The organism is Rhizobium sp. BK591, assembly GCF_014195045.1.
Classification (GTDB): domain Bacteria; phylum Pseudomonadota; class Alphaproteobacteria; order Rhizobiales; family Rhizobiaceae; genus Rhizobium; species Rhizobium anhuiense.
On the sequence record NZ_JACIAZ010000003.1, the window covers coordinates 779948 to 800659 of the forward strand.

At 61.3% G+C, this 20712-nt stretch carries 18 protein-coding genes; 16 read left to right on the forward strand and 2 right to left on the reverse strand.

The features are described 5' to 3' along the window. Positions 1–99 precede the first annotated feature (99 nt). The 12 genes from tsf (at position 100) to lpxB (ending at position 12419) form a co-directional block, all read left to right on the forward strand. The gene (gene tsf / locus FHX10_RS17175; protein WP_047614958.1) at positions 100–1026 is read left to right on the forward strand and encodes a translation elongation factor Ts; all 927 of its coding nucleotides are present in this window, start codon (positions 100–102) and stop codon (positions 1024–1026) included. 95 nt (positions 1027–1121) lie between these two features. Further along, on the forward strand, positions 1122–1844 hold the full coding sequence (gene pyrH / locus FHX10_RS17180; RefSeq protein ID WP_047614960.1) for a UMP kinase: 723 nt from the start codon (positions 1122–1124) through the stop codon (positions 1842–1844). Positions 1845–2113: 269 nt separating this feature from the next. Next, positions 2114–2674 (forward strand): ribosome recycling factor, encoded by a 561-nt coding sequence (gene frr / locus FHX10_RS17185; RefSeq protein WP_028757647.1) that lies wholly within the window; start codon positions 2114–2116, stop codon positions 2672–2674. Between the two features lie 37 nt (positions 2675–2711). After that, positions 2712–3455: an isoprenyl transferase gene (locus tag FHX10_RS17190; RefSeq protein WP_028757646.1), complete on the forward strand. Its 744-nt coding sequence runs from the start codon at positions 2712–2714 to the stop codon at positions 3453–3455. Then, positions 3455–4285, forward strand: a complete 831-nt coding sequence (locus tag FHX10_RS17195; RefSeq protein ID WP_097623115.1) for a phosphatidate cytidylyltransferase — start codon at positions 3455–3457, stop codon at positions 4283–4285. Before FHX10_RS17190 ends, FHX10_RS17195 begins: the two co-directional genes overlap by 1 nt. Before the next feature lie 28 nt (positions 4286–4313). After that, positions 4314–5447: an RIP metalloprotease RseP gene (gene rseP / locus FHX10_RS17200; RefSeq protein WP_047614964.1), complete on the forward strand. Its 1134-nt coding sequence runs from the start codon at positions 4314–4316 to the stop codon at positions 5445–5447. Between the two features lie 197 nt (positions 5448–5644). Next, positions 5645–7978, forward strand: a complete 2334-nt coding sequence (bamA, locus tag FHX10_RS17205; protein ID WP_047614966.1) for an outer membrane protein assembly factor BamA — start codon at positions 5645–5647, stop codon at positions 7976–7978. Positions 7979–8028: 50 nt separating this feature from the next. Then, entirely contained in the window at positions 8029–9093 is a 1065-nt protein-coding gene (gene lpxD, locus FHX10_RS17210; RefSeq protein WP_047614968.1) for a UDP-3-O-(3-hydroxymyristoyl)glucosamine N-acyltransferase, read from the forward strand. Next, complete coding sequence (fabZ, locus tag FHX10_RS17215; RefSeq protein WP_047614969.1) at positions 9086–9553, forward strand: 3-hydroxyacyl-ACP dehydratase FabZ; 468 nt, start codon at positions 9086–9088, stop codon at positions 9551–9553. Before lpxD ends, fabZ begins: the two co-directional genes overlap by 8 nt. Next, complete coding sequence (lpxA, locus tag FHX10_RS17220; protein WP_047614971.1) at positions 9550–10368, forward strand: acyl-ACP--UDP-N-acetylglucosamine O-acyltransferase; 819 nt, start codon at positions 9550–9552, stop codon at positions 10366–10368. Before fabZ ends, lpxA begins: the two co-directional genes overlap by 4 nt. Positions 10369–10371: 3 nt before the next feature. After that, positions 10372–11253 (forward strand): LpxI family protein, encoded by an 882-nt coding sequence (locus FHX10_RS17225; protein ID WP_063475508.1) that lies wholly within the window; start codon positions 10372–10374, stop codon positions 11251–11253. Then, entirely contained in the window at positions 11250–12419 is a 1170-nt protein-coding gene (gene lpxB / locus FHX10_RS17230) for a lipid-A-disaccharide synthase (RefSeq protein ID WP_097623116.1), read from the forward strand. The genes FHX10_RS17225 and lpxB overlap by 4 nt, the downstream gene beginning before the upstream one ends. 28 nt (positions 12420–12447) lie before the next feature. Here lpxB and gltA read toward each other — a convergent pair whose 3' ends face one another. Beyond that, positions 12448–13737, reverse strand: coding sequence for a citrate synthase (gene gltA / locus FHX10_RS17235; protein WP_047614976.1), 1290 nt, complete (start codon positions 13735–13737; stop codon positions 12448–12450). A 290-nt stretch (positions 13738–14027) separates the two neighbouring features. Between gltA and FHX10_RS17240 the strand changes: the two genes are divergently transcribed. Then, a complete protein-coding gene (locus FHX10_RS17240) occupies positions 14028–16457 on the forward strand; it encodes a ComEC/Rec2 family competence protein (RefSeq protein ID WP_097544387.1) in 2430 nt (809 codons plus the stop codon). Here the strand turns inward: FHX10_RS17240 and lexA are convergent. Beyond that, the gene (gene lexA / locus FHX10_RS17245; protein ID WP_184389893.1) at positions 16438–17157 is read right to left on the reverse strand and encodes a transcriptional repressor LexA; all 720 of its coding nucleotides are present in this window, start codon (positions 17155–17157) and stop codon (positions 16438–16440) included. The two genes, FHX10_RS17240 and lexA, sit on opposite strands and share 20 nt — an antisense overlap. Before the next feature lie 197 nt (positions 17158–17354). On the opposite strand from lexA, the gene FHX10_RS17250 reads away from it, so the two are divergent. The 3 genes from FHX10_RS17250 to eno all read left to right on the forward strand — a co-directional run bounded on the left by FHX10_RS17250 (position 17355) and on the right by eno (position 20590). Continuing rightward, on the forward strand, positions 17355–18251 hold the full coding sequence (locus FHX10_RS17250) for a VOC family protein (protein WP_097623117.1): 897 nt from the start codon (positions 17355–17357) through the stop codon (positions 18249–18251). Next, positions 18248–19093, forward strand: a complete 846-nt coding sequence (gene kdsA / locus FHX10_RS17255) for a 3-deoxy-8-phosphooctulonate synthase (RefSeq protein WP_047614980.1) — start codon at positions 18248–18250, stop codon at positions 19091–19093. The genes FHX10_RS17250 and kdsA overlap by 4 nt, the downstream gene beginning before the upstream one ends. 222 nt (positions 19094–19315) lie before the next feature. Then, on the forward strand, positions 19316–20590 hold the full coding sequence (gene eno, locus FHX10_RS17260; protein WP_047615742.1) for a phosphopyruvate hydratase: 1275 nt from the start codon (positions 19316–19318) through the stop codon (positions 20588–20590). Positions 20591–20712 lie beyond the last annotated feature (122 nt).

The following is a 20712-nucleotide window of genomic DNA, read 5'->3' on the forward strand; positions in this document are numbered from 1 at the left end:
TCTTCATCACGCTGTCATACATACAGGTACATTTCGTGCCTCAATCCGGTGCCGAGCCGCGCTCTGCGGCCCACCGTATGAACCGACAAGAGGAAGCTAATGAGCGAGATTACGGCTGCAATGGTGAAGGAACTGCGCGAAAAGACCGGCGCAGGCATGATGGACTGCAAGAAGGCTCTTGCTGAAACCGGTGGCGACATGGAAGCGGCGATCGACTGGCTGCGCGCCAAGGGCATCGCCAAGGCCGACAAGAAGTCCGGCCGCACCGCCGCTGAAGGCCTCATCGGCGTTTCGAGCCAGGGCACCAAGGCCGTCGTCGTCGAAGTTAATTCCGAAACCGACTTCGTCGCCCGTAACGACGCCTTCCAGGATCTCGTCCGCGGCATCGCCAAGGTCGCCGTCTCCACGGACGGTACCGTCGAAGCCGTTGCGGCTGCGACCTACCCGGCATCGGGCAAGTCCGTTTCCGACACGATCAAGGATGCGATCGCAACGATCGGCGAGAACATGAACCTGCGCCGTTCGACCGCTCTCTCCGTCGAGGACGGCGTCGTCGCCACCTATATCCACAATGCTGTTTCCGACGGCCTCGGCAAGCTTGGCGTTCTCGTGGCGCTGAAGTCGACCGGCGACAAGGAAGCCCTGAACGCAATCGGCCGCCAGGTCGCCATGCACATCGCTGCGACCGCGCCGCTGGCGATCCGCCCGGAAGAAGTCGATGCCGCCGTCGCCGAGCGCGAGCGCAACGTCTTCATCGAGCAGTCGCGCGCTTCCGGCAAGCCTGACAACATCATCGAGAAGATGGTCGAAGGCCGTATGCGCAAGTTCTTCGAGGAAGTCGCCCTTCTCTCGCAGGCTTTCGTCATCAATCCGGATCTGACCGTCGCAGCCGCCATCAAGGAAGCTGAAAAGGCCGTTGGCGCACCGATCGAAGTCGCCGGCATGGCCCGTCTTCTGCTCGGCGAAGGCGTCGAAAAGGAAGAGACCGATTTCGCAGCCGAAGTTGCGGCTGCCGTCAAGGGTTGATCTTCCAGCCATAATTGGGAAAACACTAGGGCATCGCGTGACAACGCGATGCCCTTCGTGTATCGGGCATTCACGGCAATTTACGAGGAGCCAAGATGTCTTTAGAGCCTGTCTATAAACGCGTTCTACTCAAGGCCTCCGGCGAAGCGCTCATGGGTGGCCAGGGTTTCGGGATCGATGTCGCGGTGGCGGACCGCATTGCATCTGACATCGCCGAGGCAAGGCATATGGGCGTGGAAGTCGGCGTCGTCGTCGGTGGCGGCAACATTTTCCGCGGGGTCGCGGTAGCGTCCAAGGGCGGCGACCGGGTCACCGGCGACCATATGGGCATGCTCGGCACCATCATCAATGCTCTGGCGCTGGCGACCTCGCTGCGCAAGCTGAACATCGATACGGTGGTGCTTTCCGCCATCTCCATGCCGGAGATCTGCGAGAGCTTTTCGCAGCGTGCAACCCTTTATCATCTGTCGATGGGACGCGTGGTGATCTTTGCCGGCGGCACCGGCAATCCCTTCTTCACCACCGATTCTGCCGCAGCTCTCCGCGCCGCCGAAATGGGCGCACAAGCGATCTTCAAGGGCACGCAGGTGGACGGGATCTACACCGCCGACCCGAAGAAATATCCCGATGCGACCCGCCTCGACCGCCTGACGCACCAGGAAGTGCTGGATAGGGGACTAGCGGTGATGGACGTTGCCGCCGTCGCGCTCGCCAGGGAGAATTCCATTCCGATTATCGTCTTCTCGATCCACGAGAAGGGCGGTTTTGCTGAAATCTTGACGGGCGGTGGCCTCAAGACCATCGTCTCCGACAACTGATATAAGCTGCGCCGCTTTATCAGGCGCAGCCCTGGATAGAACATGATGATTTTAGGCCGGTTGGCCTGAAATCTGAATCATGTTCTACATTAAATAGTTAGAGCATGATGTCGTCCGAAAGCCGCTGACGCTTTTCGGCATCATGCTCTAGAGCATGTCGCGCAAAAGTGTGCAGCGGTTTTGCGATGACGGCATGCGCCAAACCAAAGACCTAAAGCGCGGCAAGCGAATCTGAAAGATCGCGACGCGCTTTATACGGGAGCATCGACATGAGTGAAGGTATCGACATCAAGGAACTGAAGCGCCGCATGGATGGCGCGGTTTCCGCATTCAAGAGCGACATCGCATCGCTGCGCACCGGCCGGGCTTCGGCCAACATCCTCGATCCGGTAACGATCGAGGCCTACGGTTCGCGCATGCCGCTGAACCAGGTCGCCAACATCACCGTGCCTGAGCCGCGCATGCTGTCGGTTTCCGTCTGGGACAAGTCGATGGTCAGCGCCGTCGAGCGCGGTATCCGCGAATCCAATCTCGGTCTCAACCCGATCGTCGACGGCCAGAACCTGCGCATTCCGCTGCCGGAGCTGAACGAGGAGCGCCGCAAGTCGCTCGTCAAGGTGGCTCACGACTATGCTGAAAAGAGCAAGGTCGCGATTCGCCACGTCCGCCGCGACGGCATGGACGGCCTCAAGAAGGCCGAAAAGGATGGTGTAATCGGCCAGGACGAGAGCAGGGCGCAGTCGGAACGTGTACAGAAGATGACGGACGAGACGATTTCCGAAATCGACCGCTTGCTTGGCGAGAAGGAAAAGGAAATCATGCAGGTCTAGTGGATCTGTGCCTTTGCCTGGAAAGACCGGACGGGAAATGTCGGAATCTGTATTTGTGACCGTGCCTGAGCATGTTGCCATCATCATGGACGGCAATGGCCGTTGGGCCAAGCAGCGTGGCCTGCCGCGCACGATGGGCCATCGCAAGGGCGTCGAGGCGGTCCGCGAGACAGTGCGCGCCGCCGGTGCCGTCGGCATAAAATATCTGACCCTCTTTGCCTTCTCCTCGGAGAACTGGCGCCGGCCCGAGGCCGAGGTTTCCGATCTGCTCGGCCTGCTCAAGGCTTTCATTCGGCGCGACCTCGCCGAGCTTCATCGCCAGAATGTGCGCATCAAGGTGATCGGCGACCGCCACAGCCTGCGCAGCGACATTCTCGGTCTGCTGCTCGAGGCGGAGGAAACGACCAAGGACAACACGGCGCTGACGCTGGTCATCGCTTTCAACTATGGCTCGCGCGACGAGATCGCCCGCGCCGTGGTGAGTTTGGCCCGGGATGTCGAGGCCGGCTGCCTGAGGGCGCAGGACATCACCCCCGCGCTCATCAACGCCCGTCTCGACACGGCAGGCATCCCCGATCCGGATCTCATCATCCGCACCAGCGGCGAGGAGCGGCTTTCCAACTTCCTGCTCTGGCAGGCCGCCTATTCGGAATTCATCTTCCTTCCGGAATACTGGCCGGATTTCAGCCCCGAGATCTTCCGCCAGGCGCTCGAGAAATTCGCCTCTCGTGACCGGCGCTTCGGCGGCCTGTCGTCGCAGGCAGCCGCGGTCGGCACCTGATGCAGAGGGAATTGAAGCTCCGCATCGTTTCAGGACTGATTCTTGCGGTCATCGTTCTTGCCGCCACCTGGTATGGCGGTCTTGCCTTTCGTATCCTGGCGGCCGCGATCGGCCTGCTGATCTATTATGAATGGTCGAAAATAACAGGCATCGCGCGTGATTGGGTCGCCAATGCCGTCGGCTGGATCGGCGAGGCGGCAGTCGCCTTTCTCGTGCTTGTCGGCAATTTCGAATTCGCCGCCGGGATGCTGGCCGGCGTCACCGCCGTCGGCATCGCCCTGATCATCCTGCACGGCACGAGCCGCTGGTTTCCGGCTGGCCTGTTTTATGCCGGCGCCACCGGCCTGGCGCTCGCCGCGATCAGAAGCGATGACCGGCCTGGCCTTTATGCCATGCTCTTCGTCTTTGCCGTCGTCTGGGCAACCGATATCCTCGCCTATTTCGTCGGCAGGGCGCTCGGCGGACCGAAGCTTGCCCCTTCGATCTCGCCTGGAAAGACGTGGTCGGGCGCAATCGGCGGCGCCGTTTCAGCCGTCGCTGCCGGCGTCGTTCTCGTCCATTTTCTCCTTCCGGGCGCTGAAATCATCGCCGCCGGCGTAGCGCTGGTTCTGTCGGTTTGCAGCCAGTCGGGCGATCTTTTCGAATCTTTCATCAAACGGAAATTCGGCGTCAAGGATTCAAGCCATCTCATTCCGGGCCATGGCGGCGTCATGGACCGTGTCGACGGACTGATTTTTGCCTGTTTTTCGGCGTTCTTGCTAGCTGGGCTTTTTTCCCTGATAAAGGGGGCTGAGATGACCTCGCTCGGCGCGGCATTGTTCGGCCTCTGATGACGCGGCAGCTTGACGGAAGGGACTCATGGAAACGGTGACCGGCATATACGGATTCTTGATGGGGAATATCGTCACCTTCATCCTCGTGCTCTCGCTGCTCGTCTTCGTGCATGAGATGGGCCACTATCTCGTCGGGCGCTGGAGCGGCATTCGCATCCTTGCCTTTTCCGTCGGCTTCGGTCCGGAGATCTTCGGCTTCACCGACCGCCACGGAACACGCTGGAAGATTTCGGTGATCCCGCTGGGCGGTTATGTCCGGTTCTTCGGCGACGAAGACGCCTCGAGCAAGCCAGACGCCGACAAACTCGCCGCCATGTCCGAGGAAGACAGGGCGCGCTCCTTTGCCGGCGCCAAGCTGTGGAAGCGCGCTGCCACCGTCGCAGCCGGCCCGATCGCCAATTTTCTGCTGGCGATCGCCATCTTCACCGTTCTTTTTTCTGTCTATGGCCGCATGATCGCCGATCCTGTCGTTGCCGAGGTCAAGCCGGATGGCGCCGCTGCTGCCGCCGGCATCCTTCCCGGCGACCTGCTGGTCGCCATCGACGGCAACAAGGTCGAGACCTTCGACGACGTGCGCCGCTATGTCAGCATCCGCCCGAGCCAGAAGATCGTCGTGACGATCGAGCGTGGCGGCGAGAAGCTCGATCTGCCGATGGTGCCGCAACGCACCGACCAGACCGACCAGTTCGGCAACAAGATCGAGCTGGGCCAGATCGGCATCGTCACCAATCAGCAGGCTGGCAACTTCCGCCTGAAGACCTATACGCCTCTCGAGGCGCTGCAGGAGGGCGTGATCCAGACTCGCGACATCGTCACCGGCACTTTCAAATATATCGGCAACATCTTCGCCGGAACGATGCGGGCCGACCAACTGGGTGGGCCGATCCGCGTGGCGCAAGCTTCGGGCCAGATGGCTACGCTTGGCATAGGCGCGGTGCTGCAGCTTGCGGCAATGCTTTCGGTTTCGATAGGATTGCTTAACCTGATGCCGGTTCCGGTACTTGATGGCGGCCACCTGATGTTCTATGCGGTGGAAGCGGTGAGGGGGAAGCCGCTGGGCTCCACGGCTCAGGAAATTGCATTTCGCATCGGCTTGGCAATGATATTGACATTAATGGTTTTCACGACCTGGAACGACATCGGCTCGATCAGAGGGTAAACGAGCAAGGCGAGGGAATTACTGTTTATTTACGATGTTTCAAGGCTGTAGTGGCGAATGGGTCACGCTTGCAAATGAAGTAAACAGAAATTAACGACCTCGCTTGCTTGTATGTCAAAAGCGGGTAAAACGACACACGTGACCGGAATCGGGTTCTCCCGGAGCCGGGGACGAGGGAAACAAAGGTAATAGGTGAAATGAAGGCTGGTTCAAAGTTTTTGAACGCAGTATCGGCGGTTGCGCTGTCTGCTAGTGTTGTTGCTTCGGGCGCAGGTGCTTTGACGTTCGTTTCCGCTACGGCTGCTGAGGCCGCCGTCATCCAGCGTATCGATGTGCGCGGCGCAAGCCGCGTCGGCGCGGAAGCCGTCCGGTCGAACCTCACCATCTCTCCCGGGAAGAGTTTTTCCAACAGCGATATCGATGCTTCGGTCAAGCAGCTTTACGGTACGGGGTACTTCTCCGACGTGAAGATCTCGGTCTCGGGAAGCACGCTCGTCGTCAACGTTCAGGAAGCTCAGCTCGTCAATCAGGTCGTCTTCAACGGCAACCGCAAGATCAAGGACGACAAGCTCGCGACCATCGTCCAGACCCATGCCGCCGGTCCCTACAGCGACACCCAGATCCAGTCCGACATTCAGTCGATCAAGGATGCCTACGCTGCCACCGGCCGCAGCGAGGTCGAAGTGACGACGCAGGTGGTGCCGCTCGGCGAAGGCCGCGTCAACCTTGCCTTCGTCATCAACGAAGGTGATCGCACCAAGATCGATTCGATCAACTTCGTCGGCAACAATGCCTACAGTGCCGGCCGCCTGGCTGCCGTCATCAATACCAAGCGTTCGAACTTCCTTTCGTTCCTGACCCGCAAGGACGTCTATAACGAAGACAAGCTCCACGCCGACGAAGAAGCGCTGCGCCAGTTCTATTACAATCGCGGCTACGCCGACATGCGCATCGTCTCTTCCGATGCCACCTTCGACGACGCGACCAACAAATACACGCTCACCTTCAACATCGAGGAAGGCCAGCGCTACGATTTCGGACCGGTGACCGTCCAGTCGACCGTCGAAGGCGTCGGTTCCGATCAGTTGCTGCCGCTCGTGCGCACCCATGAAGGTCGTGTCTACAGCGCCAAGGACGTGCAGAAGTCGATCGAGGCGATCTCCGATCAGGTGGCGTCTGCCGGTTATCCTTTTGCGCGCGTCACGCCGCGCGGCAACCGCGACCTCAACAACAATACGATCGGCGTCGAATATCTGGTCGACCAAGGCGAACGCGCCTATGTCGAGCGTATCGAGATCCGCGGCAACAGCCGCACGCGCGACTACGTGATCCGCCGCGAATTCGACATGAGCGAAGGCGACGCCTTCAATCAGCAGATGATCACCAAGGCCAAGCGTCGCCTCGAAGCGCTGGGTTACTTCTCTTCCGTCAATATCTCCACCCAGCCGGGCAGCTCGCCCGACCGTGTCGTGGTGGTCGTCGACGTGCAGGATCAGTCGACTGGTTCGTTCGGTGTCGGCGCGGGTTATGCCGCGGGCGGCGACGGTCTGCTGCTCGAAGCATCGATCGAGGAAAAGAACTTCCTCGGCCGCGGCCAGTATATCCGCATTTCGGCCGGCGGCGGTCAGGAAGGCTCGCGCGCCTACGGCGTCAGCTTCACCGAACCCTATTTCCTCGGCTATCGCCTGGCGGCAGGCTTCGACGTCAACCGCAGCGAAACGTCGAGCAACGACGACTATGACTACGAGGAAACCAGCGTCGTTCTGCGTGTGACCGCACCGATCACCGAAGATCTGGCGACGACCTTCCGCTATAACTACAAGCAGATGAAGTATGACGGCGATACCTCCGATCTTTCGGCGACCTATGCCAATCTGGTCGATGAGAGCCCGTGGACGCGCTCTTCCGTCTCGCAGACGCTGACCTACAACACGCTTGATGACACCGTCCTGCCGCGTGAAGGCATCTATGCGACGGCGACGCAGGAACTTGCCGGCCTCGGCGGCGACTCGCAGTTCTACAAGATCTACGGCAAGGCCCGTTACTACCATCTGCTCGCCGACGATGCCGACATCATCGGCTCGGTCTCGGCTTCGGCGGGTTATGTCGTCCCCCTCGGCGACCACCTGAATGTCTTCGATCAGTTCACCCTGACCAACGGCGATATTCGTGGCTTCGAGAACAAGGGGATCGGCCCACGCATCAGCGGGGATAATGATGACCCGCTCGGTGGCACGACCTATTTCACGGCGTCGGCGGAAGCGACCTTCCCGATGCCTGGCTTCCCGCGTGACTTCAACCTGCGCGGCGCCGTCTTTGCCGATGCCGGCACGCTGTTTGGCAATGATGTCGAGCTTCTCGGCTCCGATCAAGCGGAGGGCACCAGTGCTTCGCTGCGCGCTTCCGTCGGTGTCGGTGTTGTCTGGCAGTCTCCCTTCGGTGCATTGCGTCTGGATTACGCAATCCCGGTCCTCAAGGAAGACTTCGACAAGACGCAGAACTTCAAGTTTGGCATCAACAACCAATTCTGATATCGGCAGTCCGGAACTGTAAGACTCAATTCCGTTCTGGAGCATTGCCGATGGAGCAAAACGTTTTTTTTCTGCCCCATGAAGGTCTGAAGCTCGCTGAGCTGGCAGAGTTTCTTGGGGCAGAACTCGCCAATCCCGATCATGCCGATGTCATCGTCAGATCCGTGGCTCCCCTCAACCGGGCCCGGGCAGGCGATGTCTGCTATATCCTGTCGCGCCGCAGCCGCGATGAGCTGGCGACATGCGAAGCCTCTGCGGTGATCTGCGACAAGGCGCTCGTCGATCTCATCCCCGAGCACATTCCGGTCATTCTGTCGTCCAATCCGCACGCAGCCTTTGCGATGGCGGGCGGTCTGTTTTATCCCGCGGCCTTGCGCCCGGTCGTCTTTTCCAGTGAAAGCGAGATCGCGCCAAGTGCTGTGATCGATCCGAGCGCCAAGCTCGAAAAAGGTGTGATCGTCGAGCCGATGGCCGTCATCGGTGCGCATGCCGAGATCGGCGAGGGGACGCGCATCGGTGCGCACAGCATCATCGGCCCGGGCGTCAAGATCGGCCGGGATTGTTCGATTGCGGCCGGCGCGAGCATTCTCTGCGCGCTGATCGGCAATGGCGTCATCATTCACAACGGCGCCCGCATCGGCCAGGATGGTTTCGGCTATGCCCCGGGCCCGCGCGGTATGATCAAGATCGTCCAGATCGGCCGGGTGATCATCCAGGACAATGTCGAGATCGGCGCCAACACCACGATCGATCGCGGCGCCATGGACGATACGGTGATCGGCGAAGGCACCAAAATCGACAACCAGGTTCAGATCGGCCACAACGTTCAGATCGGCCGCCACTGTGCCGTCGTCGCCCAGGTCGGCATCGCCGGCAGCACAAAGATCGGCAATGGCGTGCAGATCGGCGGCCAGGTCGGCATCAAGGGGCATGTGACGATCGGCGACGGCGTGCAGATCGCCGCCAAAAGCGGTATCATGACCGACCTTGCCGCCGGCGGGCAATATGGCGGCGTACCCGCGCGCCCGCTAAAAGACTATCTGAGAGAGGCTGCGCAGCTGATGTCCAAGACCAAGCAGCGCGAGAGTAAACCTGGAGGCAAGCAAAATGACTGAGGAAGCCACGACAACGCTTTCTTCGGCTGACATCATCGAGATCATGAAGCTGCTGCCGCATCGTTACCCCTTCCTCTTGGTCGACAAGATCATCGAGATCGACGGCGACAACAGCGCGATCGGCATCAAGAACGTCACGGCGAACGAACCGCATTTCACCGGCCATTTTCCGGAAGCTCCGATCATGCCGGGCGTTCTCCTGATCGAAGGCATGGCTCAGACTGCGGGCGCGATCTGTGCCAAGAAGGAAGGCCAGCCGGGCAACCTCGTCTATTTCATGACCATCGAGAATGCGCGCTTCCGCAAGCCCGTCGTGCCCGGCGATCGCGTTGAATTCCATGTCAAGAAACACAAGCAGCGCGGCAATATCTGGAAATTCCATTGCGACGCCAAGGTTGACGGCGCGCTTGTCGCCGAGGCCGATATCGGCGCGATGATCGTTCGTAAGGATCAGGCATGAGCAATATCGCCGAAAGCGCCCTTATTCATCCGATGGCCGCCGTCGAAGACGGTGCCGTTATCGGTGAGGGCGTCAAGATCGGTCCCTTCTGCCATGTCGGGTCGCACGTCGTCCTGCATGCGAATGTCGAGCTTTTGTCGCATGCGGTCGTTACCGGCCGCACCGTGATCGGCAAGGGCACGCGCATCTTCCCGATGGCCGTCATCGGCGGCGATCCGCAGAGCGTGCATCACGGCGGTGAGGAGACGACGCTGACGGTCGGCGCCAACTGCACGATCCGCGAAGGCGTGACGATGAATACCGGCACCTCCGACTTCGGTGGCCAGACGATCGTCGGCGACAACAACCTCTTCCTCGCCAATTCCCACGTTGCGCATGACTGCCGCGTCGGCAATCACGTGATCATGTCGAACAACGTCATGCTCGCCGGCCACGTCGTCATCGAGGATCGTGTCATTCTGGGCGGCGGTTCTGCCGTTCACCAGTTCACCCGTGTCGGCCGTCAGGCCTTCGTCGGCGGGCTCTCGGCGGTCAGTTACGACGTCATTCCCTACGGCATGCTGAACGGCAATCCCGGGCTGCTGAGCGGCCTCAACGTCGTCGGCATGACGCGCGCCGGCATCGACCGCGCCGTCATTCACCGGGTGCGTCGCGCCTACAAGGCGATCTTTGAAGGAACGGGCTCCGTCCGCGAAAACGCCGCCGCCATCCGCGACGAATATGCCGATTGCGAGCAGGTGGTCCACATTCTCGACTTCATCGCCGCCGATAGCGACCGCGCCTTGTCCTCGCCGACCCGGGGGCAGAAGGGCTAGCCCGTGACATTTTCCGGCGAAACCGCTGCGGGCCGGCTGGCGATTATCGCCGGCGGCGGTCTTCTGCCTTCCTATGTCGCCGAAGCCGCGCGCGCCGCCGGCGAAAATCCGGTCATCGTCGCGCTGAAGGACGAAAGCGACCGGCGTTGGGAAGGCTATGACCACGCTGTCATCGGCATCGGCGATTTCGCCGCCCTCGATGGGTTGCTCAACCGGTATGGCATTGGCCGTGTCGTGATGTCGGGCAGTGTGCGCCGCCGCCCGGAATGGCGCGAGGTGCGCCCGACGCTGCGCATCCTGATGAAAGTGCCGGCCGCCATCCGCACCTTGCTGTCCGGCGGCGACGATACGGTTCTGCAGATGGTGATCCGCCTGATAGAGGGAAACGGCCGCCGCGTCGTTGGCGCCCATGAAATCGCCCCCGACCTGCTTGCCTCCGTCGGCCCGCTTGGTGCTGTGGCGCCCGGCGAGGACGACCGGCGTGATATCAGCCGTGCTGGCGAAGCCGCCGAAATGCTCGGCCGGCTCGATGTCGGGCAGGGCGCCGTCAGCATCGGCGGGCGTGTCGTCGCGCTGGAGGGTCTTGAAGGCACGGATGAGATGCTGGACCGCGTGACGGGTCTCAGAGCCGCCGGACGCATCTCGCCACGCCGCCGCGGCGCACTCGTCAAGCTCTGCAAGCCGCAGCAGGATATCCGCGCCGATCTGCCGGCGATCGGCGTATCCACGGTGCTGAACGCGAGGAAAGCCGGCCTTGCCGGTGTCGCCGTTGAGGCCGGCCGTTCACTGGTGCTCGATCGCGCCGCCGTCATCAAGGCCGCCGACGAGGCCGGGCTTTTCGTCTGCGGCATCGATCGCGGCCTGCCGGCATGGGGGCTTGTATGAACGGGGCGCCGCTGAAGATCGCCGTCATTGCCGGTGAGGTGTCGGGGGATCTGCTCGGCGCCGATCTCATCGCCGCCCTGAAACGGATTCATAGCGGACCGGTGGAACTGGTCGGCGTCGGCGGCGAGGCGCTGCAAGCAGAAGGCCTGAGATCGCTGTTCGATTTCTCCGAGTTGTCGATCATGGGCATCACCCAGGTGCTGAGCCGGCTGCCAAAGCTCTATACCTTGATCCGCCGGACGACGGCTGAAATCATCGCCGCAAGGCCGGACATTCTTCTCATCATCGACAGCCCGGATTTCACCCATCGCGTTGCAAAGCGCGTCCGCACCGCGCTGCCCGATCTGCCTGTTGTCAATTATGTCTGTCCGAGCGTCTGGGCCTGGAAGGAATATCGCGCCACGCGCATGCTCGCCTATGTCGATCATGTGCTCGCCGTTCTGCCCTTCGAGCCGGAAGTGATGCGCACGCTTGGCGGCCCGGAGACGACTTATGTCGGCCATCGCCTGATTGCCGATCCGGCATTGCTCGAAGCGCGGCGGCTGCGCGCCGGCAGGCAGCCCGGCAACGGCCCGATCCTTCTTCTTCCCGGTTCGCGTTCATCCGAGATCAAGAATCTCGTGCCTTATTTCGAGGCCGCAGCGAAGGAGCTTGTTGCCCGCAATGGGCCGATGCGCTTCATTCTGCCGACGGTGACGCACAAGGAGGCGCTTGTCCGCGAAATGACGGCGGGGTGGGCGGTAAAACCGGAGATCGTCGTCGGTGCGGAAGCGAAATGGAAAGCCTTCGCCGAAACCGATGCAGCCATGGCGGCATCCGGAACTGTCATTCTTGAGCTGGCGCTTGCCGATGTGCCCGTCGTCTCCGCCTACAAGGTCGACTGGATCATGCGGTTGCTGACATCAACCATCAAGACCTGGACAGGCGCGCTGCCAAACCTGATCGCCGATTACGCGGTCGTGCCGGAATATCTCAACGATATCGTTCGCGGCGCCAGTCTCGCCCGCTGGATGGAAAGGCTGTCGGCCGATACCTACCAGCTGAAGGCGATGAAGGAAGGCTATGACCTTATCTGGCAGCGCATGCAGACCGAAAAGCCGCCTGGCGAGCATGCCGCCGAGATCCTTCTCGATGTCCTGAAAAAGAAAAAACCCGGCCGTTTCTGACCGGGTTTTCTTTTAGGCTTTGAAGCGATCAGCGCTTCGAAACCGGGATATAGTCGCGCTTGGGTTCGCCGACATAGAGCTGGCGCGGACGGCCGATGCGCTGTTCCGGATCCTCGATCATCTCGTTCCACTGCGCGATCCAGCCGACGGTGCGGGCGAGCGCGAAGAGCACGGTGAACATGGTCGTGGGGAAGCCGAGCGCCTTCAGCGTGATGCCGGAATAGAAGTCGATATTCGGATAGAGCTTCTTCTCGATGAAATATTCGTCGGTGAGCGCGATGCGCTCCAGCTCCATCGCCACTTCGAGCAACGGATCGTCCTTGATGCCGAGTTCGCCCAGCACTTCATGCGTCGTCTTCTGCATGATCTTGGCGCGCGGATCATAGTTCTTGTAGACGCGGTGGCCGAAGCCCATCAGGCGGAACGGGTCGTTCTTGTCCTTGGCGCGGGCGATATATTCCGGGATGTGGTCGACTGTGCCGATTTCGTTCAGCATGTTCAGCGCTGCTTCGTTGGCGCCGCCATGTGCAGGCCCCCAGAGGCAGGCGATGCCGGCCGCGATGCAGGCGAACGGGTTGGCGCCCGACGAACCGGCGAGACGGACGGTCGAGGTCGAGGCGTTCTGCTCGTGATCGGCATGCAGGATGAAGATGCGGTCCATGGCGCGGGCAAGCACCGGATTGACCACATATTCCTCGCAAGGCACGGCAAAGCACATGCGCAGGAAGTTCGACGCATAGTCGAGGTCGTTCTTCGGATAAACGAAGGGCTGGCCGATATGGTATTTGTAGGCCATGGCGGCGAGCGTCGGCATCTTGGCGATCATGCGCAGGCTGGCGACCATGCGCTGGTGCGGATCGGTGATGTCCGTGGAGTCGTGATAGAAGGCCGACAGCGCGCCGACGCAGCCGCACATGACGGCCATCGGATGTGCATCGCGGCGGAAGCCGGTGAAGAAGCGGCTCATCTGCTCATGCACCATGGTGTGGTGCGTGACGCGATAATCGAAATCCTTCTTCTGCGCGGTGGTCGGCAGTTCGCCGTAGAGAAGCAGGTAGCAGACTTCCAGGAAGTCGCCATGCTCGGCGAGCTGCTCGATCGGATAGCCGCGATGCAGCAGAACACCTTCGTCGCCGTCGATGTAGGTGATTTTCGATTCACAGGATGCGGTCGAGGTAAAACCCGGATCGTACGTGAAGGAAGCCGTGTTCTTGTAGAGGGCACCGATATCGATGACGCTCGGGCCGATCGTGCCGCTTTTGACGGCAAGGTCGACAGATTTGTCACCGATTTTTATTGTAGCGCTTTGATCCGTCATGCTGATCCTCCGAAATGGCGGTGGCGCCTTAAAAGCGCCATAGGGGTTAAGCGTCCTCACCGATAGCTATATGATCGCGAAGCTAATGCCAAGTTACCGTGACGGCATTTTGTGCATTGCGGTATCACCTTTTAGGCACTGCAGCGATGAGCCGCGTGCATATCGGAAGCTGATGATTCGACTGGTCTTTTGGCACTCGCGATTTTCCCTCATATTTCAATCGATTATTCTTGCCGGATTTGATGGGAGGTTGCATTCTGGCCGCCTTGGCGGGTGAGCTTGGGCGGCGGATGCAGGAATTGACGACAGTCGAATTGCGGCCGGAAGCAGGCGCCGGCCTTGCCGATACCTCCGGTTTTTCTCCCCCTGCCGTGGTGTCGCGGCCGGCAAGGACGCAGTCGGCGACACCGCTGCGCCATCGCCTGCCGGCTTTGGCCTCGCAATCGCTGCGTGCCGGCAGGCGCATGCTGGGCGAGGAGGCGGATCATGGCCGCCTGCTGCTATTCTCGCCGGTCTTTCTCGGCGCCGGATCAGCCTTCTGGTTTCTTGGAGCATCGGATTTTCCGGTCATTGCACCGCTGCTCTGCCTGTTGGTGCTGACGACCGCGGTTCTGATCGCCAGCCGTATGCGGGCGGCATTGCGGACCGTCCTGCTGGCGCTTGCACTTGTGGCCGGTGGCATGGTCTCGGCGGAGTTCGAAAGCTGGCGGGCTTCGACCGTGATCCTCGACTCCGCCGTGACGACGACGGTGACCGGCCGTGTCGAACGGCGCGAAGGCGATGGTCGCGGCCGGTGGCGCTACATTCTGGCCGTCACCGGCACCGAGGCGCCGCAGGTGAAGCGGCCGCCGGAACGGATAACCGCGATCGCCCGCGGCGCCGACGCGCCTTTCGAGATCGGTGACATCATCACCGGCAGGGCTCGGCTGACACCGCCGTCAGGCCCAGCACTTCCAGAGCTCAACGACTTCTCTTTCGGGGCCTATTTCGATGGCATCGGCGCCAATGGTTTCTTCTACGGCGCGCCGACGAAAGTCGATTTGCAGGCGGGCCCGCAGGCTGCCAGATCGACGGCGGAAGCCCTGCTCGAATGGCTTTACCGGCTGCGCAGCGGCATCGGCGACCGCATCCGATCGATTCTGCCCGGCGACACCGGCGCTTTTGCCGCTGCTCTGGTGACGGACGAACGGCGCGCCATCTCGAATGCGACCACGGAGGCGCTGCGCCAGTCCGGTCTGGCGCATATCATCGCCATCTCCGGCCTCAACATGGCGCTGTCGGCCGGCATCTTCTTCGTCGGCTTCCGGATGCTGCTCAGCCTCTTTCCCGGCGTCGCCCAGGCCTATCCGACGAAGAAGATCGCCGCCGCCGGCGCGCTCATCGCCGTCACGGCCTATTTCCTGATCTCCGGCTTCGCGGTCTCGGCCGAGCGCGCGTTCATCATGATGGCCATCATGCTGATTGCCGTCTTCTTCGACCGGCCGTCGATCAGCCTGCGCAATGTCGCTCTCTCCGCGCTCGTCATCCTCGCCATTTCGCCGTCCGAGGTCCTGGGTCCGAGCTTCCAGATGTCCTTTGCCGCAACCTTGGCGCTCGTGTCGGGCTATCAGCTGTGGAAGGATCGGCGCGTCCGCGAGAATGCCTTCCTGAAGCTGCCGATCGTCAGGCCTTTCGTCGCGGTTGCGGGGTTCTTCGGCGGTGTCTTCCTGACCTCGCTGATCGGCGGTTTCTCCACCGCACTGTTTTCGATCGAGCATTTTCATCGCCTGACCGCCTACGGCCTGCCGGCAAACCTCGCGACGATGCCGATCATCTCCTTCATCATCATGCCGGCCGGGTTGCTGGCGATGCTGCTCATGCCTTTCGGTCTGGACGTTTTGCCTTGGAAGATTGTCGGATTCGGCCTCGATCTGGTGATCGCCGTCGCCAAGACCGTGTCCGGCTGGGGTGGCGACATCGGCATCGGCCGCTTGCCCGCCTGGTATTTCGCGGTCGCCGTGGCAGGCTTCCTGCTGCTGACGCTGCTCCGCACTCGGCTGCGCCATATGGGCACGTCGATCATGTCAGCCGCAACGCTCATCCTGCTGCTTCTGCCGGTTCCCCGGCCGCCGGATCTGGTGATTTCGGAAGATGGCAGTCTCGTCGCGGTCGTCGAGGCGGCGGCAATGGCCTCCAACCGTGAAAACCCGCCGGATTTCATCTTCGACCAATGGCAGCGCGCGCTGGTCCTGCCGGCGCATGACCCGCCGAAGATGCTGGATGGTCCTGCTGTCCCGCCAGCGGGAGAGGACCGCCGCGTCAAGCTCTCCCGCGATCAGCAGAACGAAGCGAGGGCGGCGATGCGGGCGGCTGCAGCCGGCGGTGACGCAAACCGCTTTTCCTGCGTCAAGAAGGCCTGGTGCATATCAAGGCTTGGCAACGGTCATGTGGTCGCCGTCATCGACAATGCCGCCTATCTCGCTCCGGCCTGCGATGCGGCCGATATCGTGGTAACGTCGGTCCGCCTGCGTTTCAACAGCTGCCGCTCAGGCGCGACGCTCTTCACCGGCGAGACGTTGCGCCGGACCGGTTCCGTCGAGCTGCGCTTCGCGGAGGCCGGCATGGAGGTCACAACCGCATTCGATGATCTGTGGCGGCCATGGATCCGCCATCGCGCCTATGACTGGCGCAGCAACAGCTTTGTCGAAACCGGCCAGGGTGTTAGTGATAGCGGCGAATAAGGCCGACGAGTTTGCCCTGCACCTTGACGCGGTCTGGCCCGAAGATCCGGGTCTCGTAAGCCGGGTTGGCCGCTTCCAGCGCGATCGAGGCGCCCTTGCGGCGGAAGCGTTTGAGTGTCGCTTCTTCGTCGTCGACGAGAGCAACGACGATGTCGCCAGGGCTTGCGGTGCTGCCATTGCGGATGATCACGGTGTCGCCGTCGAAAATGCCGGCGTCGATCATCGAATCACCCTTGACCTCCAGCGCGTAGTGTTCACCGGAGCCGAGCATATCGGCCGGAACGACGATGTCGTGGGTGTTGTTCTGGATTGCCGAGATCGGAACGCCGGCGGCGATGCGGCCCATGACCGGCACGGAGACTGAGTTGCCATTGTCGGCGACGGGTTTTGCAGGAGCGGGAGTGGCGACCGACCGGGGCTTGCCCAGGCTGCCCTCAATGACGCTCGGCGAAAAGCCGCGCCGGGGCTGGATGCTGGGGCTATAGGCCTCCGGAAGCTTGATGACCTCGAGTGCGCGGGCCCGGTTCGGTAGGCGGCGAATGAAGCCACGCTCCTCGAGCGCCGTAATCAGCCGGTGAATCCCGGACTTCGAAGCGAGATCCAGGGCGTCCTTCATTTCGTCGAAAGACGGCGGAACGCCGGATTCCTTCATGCGCTCATGAATGAAGAGGAGAAGCTCCTGTTGTTTGCGCGTGAGCATCGACGTTGTGACCTCGTGATTGAAACAAATCCAGAACAGACACTATATGTTCCATATGTGTTCCGCAAGTAGCTAAATTTCCGTAAAACTTGGCGCCAACTCGTTGAGATTTTTATTTTCATTTGCCGGATTGGCCGACAAGTCTTGCCTTGGGCGGCACTGTCGCACATCTCTGCCGTGTCAGGAGAGGGGATATCATGAACGAGCATTCCGCCAAACCACGCCCGCTGGATCATGTCGTGCTGCCGGTCGTCAATATCGATCTGGCGCGCGAGAGGCTCGGCAAGCTGGGCTTTACCGTTGCCGCCGATGCGCGTCATCCCTTCGGAACGGAGAATGCCTGCGTCTTTTTTGCCGATAAGACCTATCTGGAGCCGCTCGGGATTGCGAGCGTTAGGGAAAGTGAAGCATCGGCGCGGCAAGGCAATGTCTTCACCGCCCGCAACCGCGCCTTCCGATTCCGCTGCGGCGAGGAAGGGCTTTCGGCGGTGGCCTTCGGCAGCGAGGATGCCGATATCGATCATCGGAATTTCGTCGGCGACGGAGCGAGCGCCGGCGAGATGCTGGCGTTCAGCCGGCCGATGACGATGCCGGATGGTTCTGAGAGCATTGCCGGCTTCAGGCTGGCCTTTGCCGGCGACCTGCGCGCGCCCGATCTCTTTCTCTTCACCGTCGAGCGCGTCAATCCGCTGCCGGCCGACCGCAGCGCGCTGGAGGCGCATGCCAATGGCGTCACCGGCATTGCCGAGGTGGTGCTTTGCGCGCCCGATGCGGCTGCCTTCGCCGCCTTCGTCAGTCTTGCCAGCGCGCAATCGGCAGTCGAGAAAACCGGTTTCGGCGTCACGATCGCGGCGTCGAATGTGAAAATCAGCCTGATGACGCCGGAGGGTTTGGAGGCCTATTTCGAGGTCGCTGTCCCATCCGCCGACCGCGGCCTGCGCGGCCGGGCGATTCTCTTCGCTGTCGCCGATCTTGCCGTGACAGAAGCGCATTTGGCTGCTAACGGGGTGACATATACGCGCAAGAACAATCGCATTCTGGTGAAGCCCGCGCCCGGGCAGGGCACGCTTTTCGCCTTCGAGGAAACACGATGAGCACAGATACGAATTCCCAAGTCAAGATCGGCGAGGGCCAGGGCCAGGTCACCTTTTCCAACACCGGCCGCCTGTCGCTGATTGCCGGCCCTTGCCAGATGGAGAGCCGCGACCACGCCTTCATGGTGGCCGGCACGCTGAAGGAGCTTTGCGGAAAGCTCGGCATCGGCCTCGTCTACAAGAGCTCCTTCGACAAGGCAAACCGCACTTCGCTTTCGGCCGAACGCGGCATCGGCATTGAAAAGGGCATGGAGATCTTTGCCGACCTCAAGAAGGAATTCGGCTTTCCCGTCCTGACCGACGTTCATACCGCCGAACAATGCGCCGAGGTGGCAAAGACCGTCGATGTCCTGCAGATCCCGGCCTTCCTTTGCCGCCAGACCGATCTTCTCATCGCCGCCGCCAATACCGGCCGCGTCGTCAATGTCAAGAAGGGCCAGTTCCTCGCTCCCTGGGATATGAAAAACGTCCTGAAGAAGCTTAACGCCAGCGGCAATCCGAACGTGCTGCTGTGCGAGCGCGGCGCCTCGTTTGGCTACAACACGCTGGTTTCCGACATGCGTTCGCTGCCGATCATGGCGTCGATGGGTGCTCCCGTTGTTTTCGACGCCACCCATTCCGTGGCGCAGCCGGGCGGGCAGGGCGATTCCTCGGGCGGCCAGCGGGAATTCGTTGAAACGCTGGCGCGCGCAGCGGTGGCGACCGGCATTGCCGGCGTCTTCCTCGAAACCCATCAGGACCCCGACAATGCGCCTTCCGACGGACCGAACATGGTCTATCTCAAGGACATGCCGCGGCTCCTCGAAAAGCTGCTTGCCTTCGATGCGGTCGCCAAGGCCTGATTACCCAGCTTGACGTTCAACAGTCTGACATGATCGCGCTATAAGCATGTCGCGCAAAACCAAAGAGCAAAGCGCGGACCATGCGAATGTTAGAGATCGCGACGCGCTTTCGTCCACATCGGAACGCTGGTTCGAAGGCTGGCAATTGCGGCATTGTAATTTGCTCGCCTTCGATTAAGACAGGTTTCGAACGACTTATCACCCACTGAGCAGGAAGAACCCATGACTGCAATCACCGATATCATCGCCCGCGAGATTCTCGATAGCCGTGGCAATCCCACCGTCGAAGTCGATGTCTATCTCGAAGACGGCAGCATGGGCCGCGCGGCTGTTCCCTCGGGCGCCTCGACGGGCGCGCATGAGGCGGTCGAACTGCGCGACGGCGGCAAGCGCTACCTCGGCAAGGGCGTCCAGAAGGCGGTCGATGCCGCCAACACCGAGATCTTCGATGCGATCGGCGGCATCGACGCCGAAAACCAGATCCAGATCGACAACATCATGATCGAGCTGGACGGCACGCCGAACAAGTCGCGCCTCGGCGCCAACGCCATCCTCGGCGTGTCGCTCGCCGTCGCCAAGGCTGCCGCCCAGGCCTCCGGCCTGCCGCTCTACCGTTATGTCGGCGGCGCTTCCGCCAGCCTGCTGCCGGTGCCGATGATGAACATCATCAACGGCGGCGCCCATGCCGACAACCCGATCGATTTCCAGGAATTCATGATCCTGCCGGTCGGCGCCGATACGATCGCCGAAGCCGTGCGCATGGGTTCGGAAGTCTTCCATACGCTCCGCAAGGAACTTGCCGCACAGGGCCACAACACCAATGTCGGCGACGAAGGCGGTTTCGCACCGGGCCTGAAGAGCGCTTCCGAAGCCCTCGACTTCATCGTCAAGTCGGTCGAAAAAGCCGGCTACAAGCCGGGTGAGGACATCTACCTCGGCCTCGATTGCGCCTCGACGGAATTCTTCAAGGACGGCAAATATGTTCTCGAAGGGGAAGGCCGCACGCTCGAATCGGGCGCCATGGCCGAATATCTGGCCGAACTCGCCGCCAAGTACCCGATCATCTCGATCGAGGACGGCATGGCTGAGGACGACTGGGATGGCTGGAAGACGCTGACCGACCTGACCGGCAAGAAGACCCAGCTCGTCGGCGACGATCTCTTCGTCACCAACTCTGCCCGCCTTCGCGATGGCATCCGCATGGGTGTCGCCAACTCGATCCTCGTCAAGGTCAACCAGATCGGCTCGCTGACCGAAACCCTCGACGCCGTCAACACGGCGCACAAGGCAGCCTATACCGCCGTCATGTCTCACCGCTCCGGCGAAACGGAAGATTCGACCATCGCCGATCTCGCGGTCGCCACCAACTGCGGTCAGATCAAGACCGGCTCGCTGTCGCGTTCCGACCGTCTTGCCAAGTACAACCAGCTGATCCGTATCGAAGAAGGCCTCGGTCCTCAGGCCCAGTATGCCGGCCGCTCGATCATTCGCGGCTGATCGCATCTGATTTTCAACGGTTCGACCCGCGCCTCTCCGGCGCGGGTTTTTTGTTGCTCTTTTTTAGAGTCAACGAACGGTTAATCTCTGCGCTGTAGATTGAGCGAATTGGTAATGCGTTC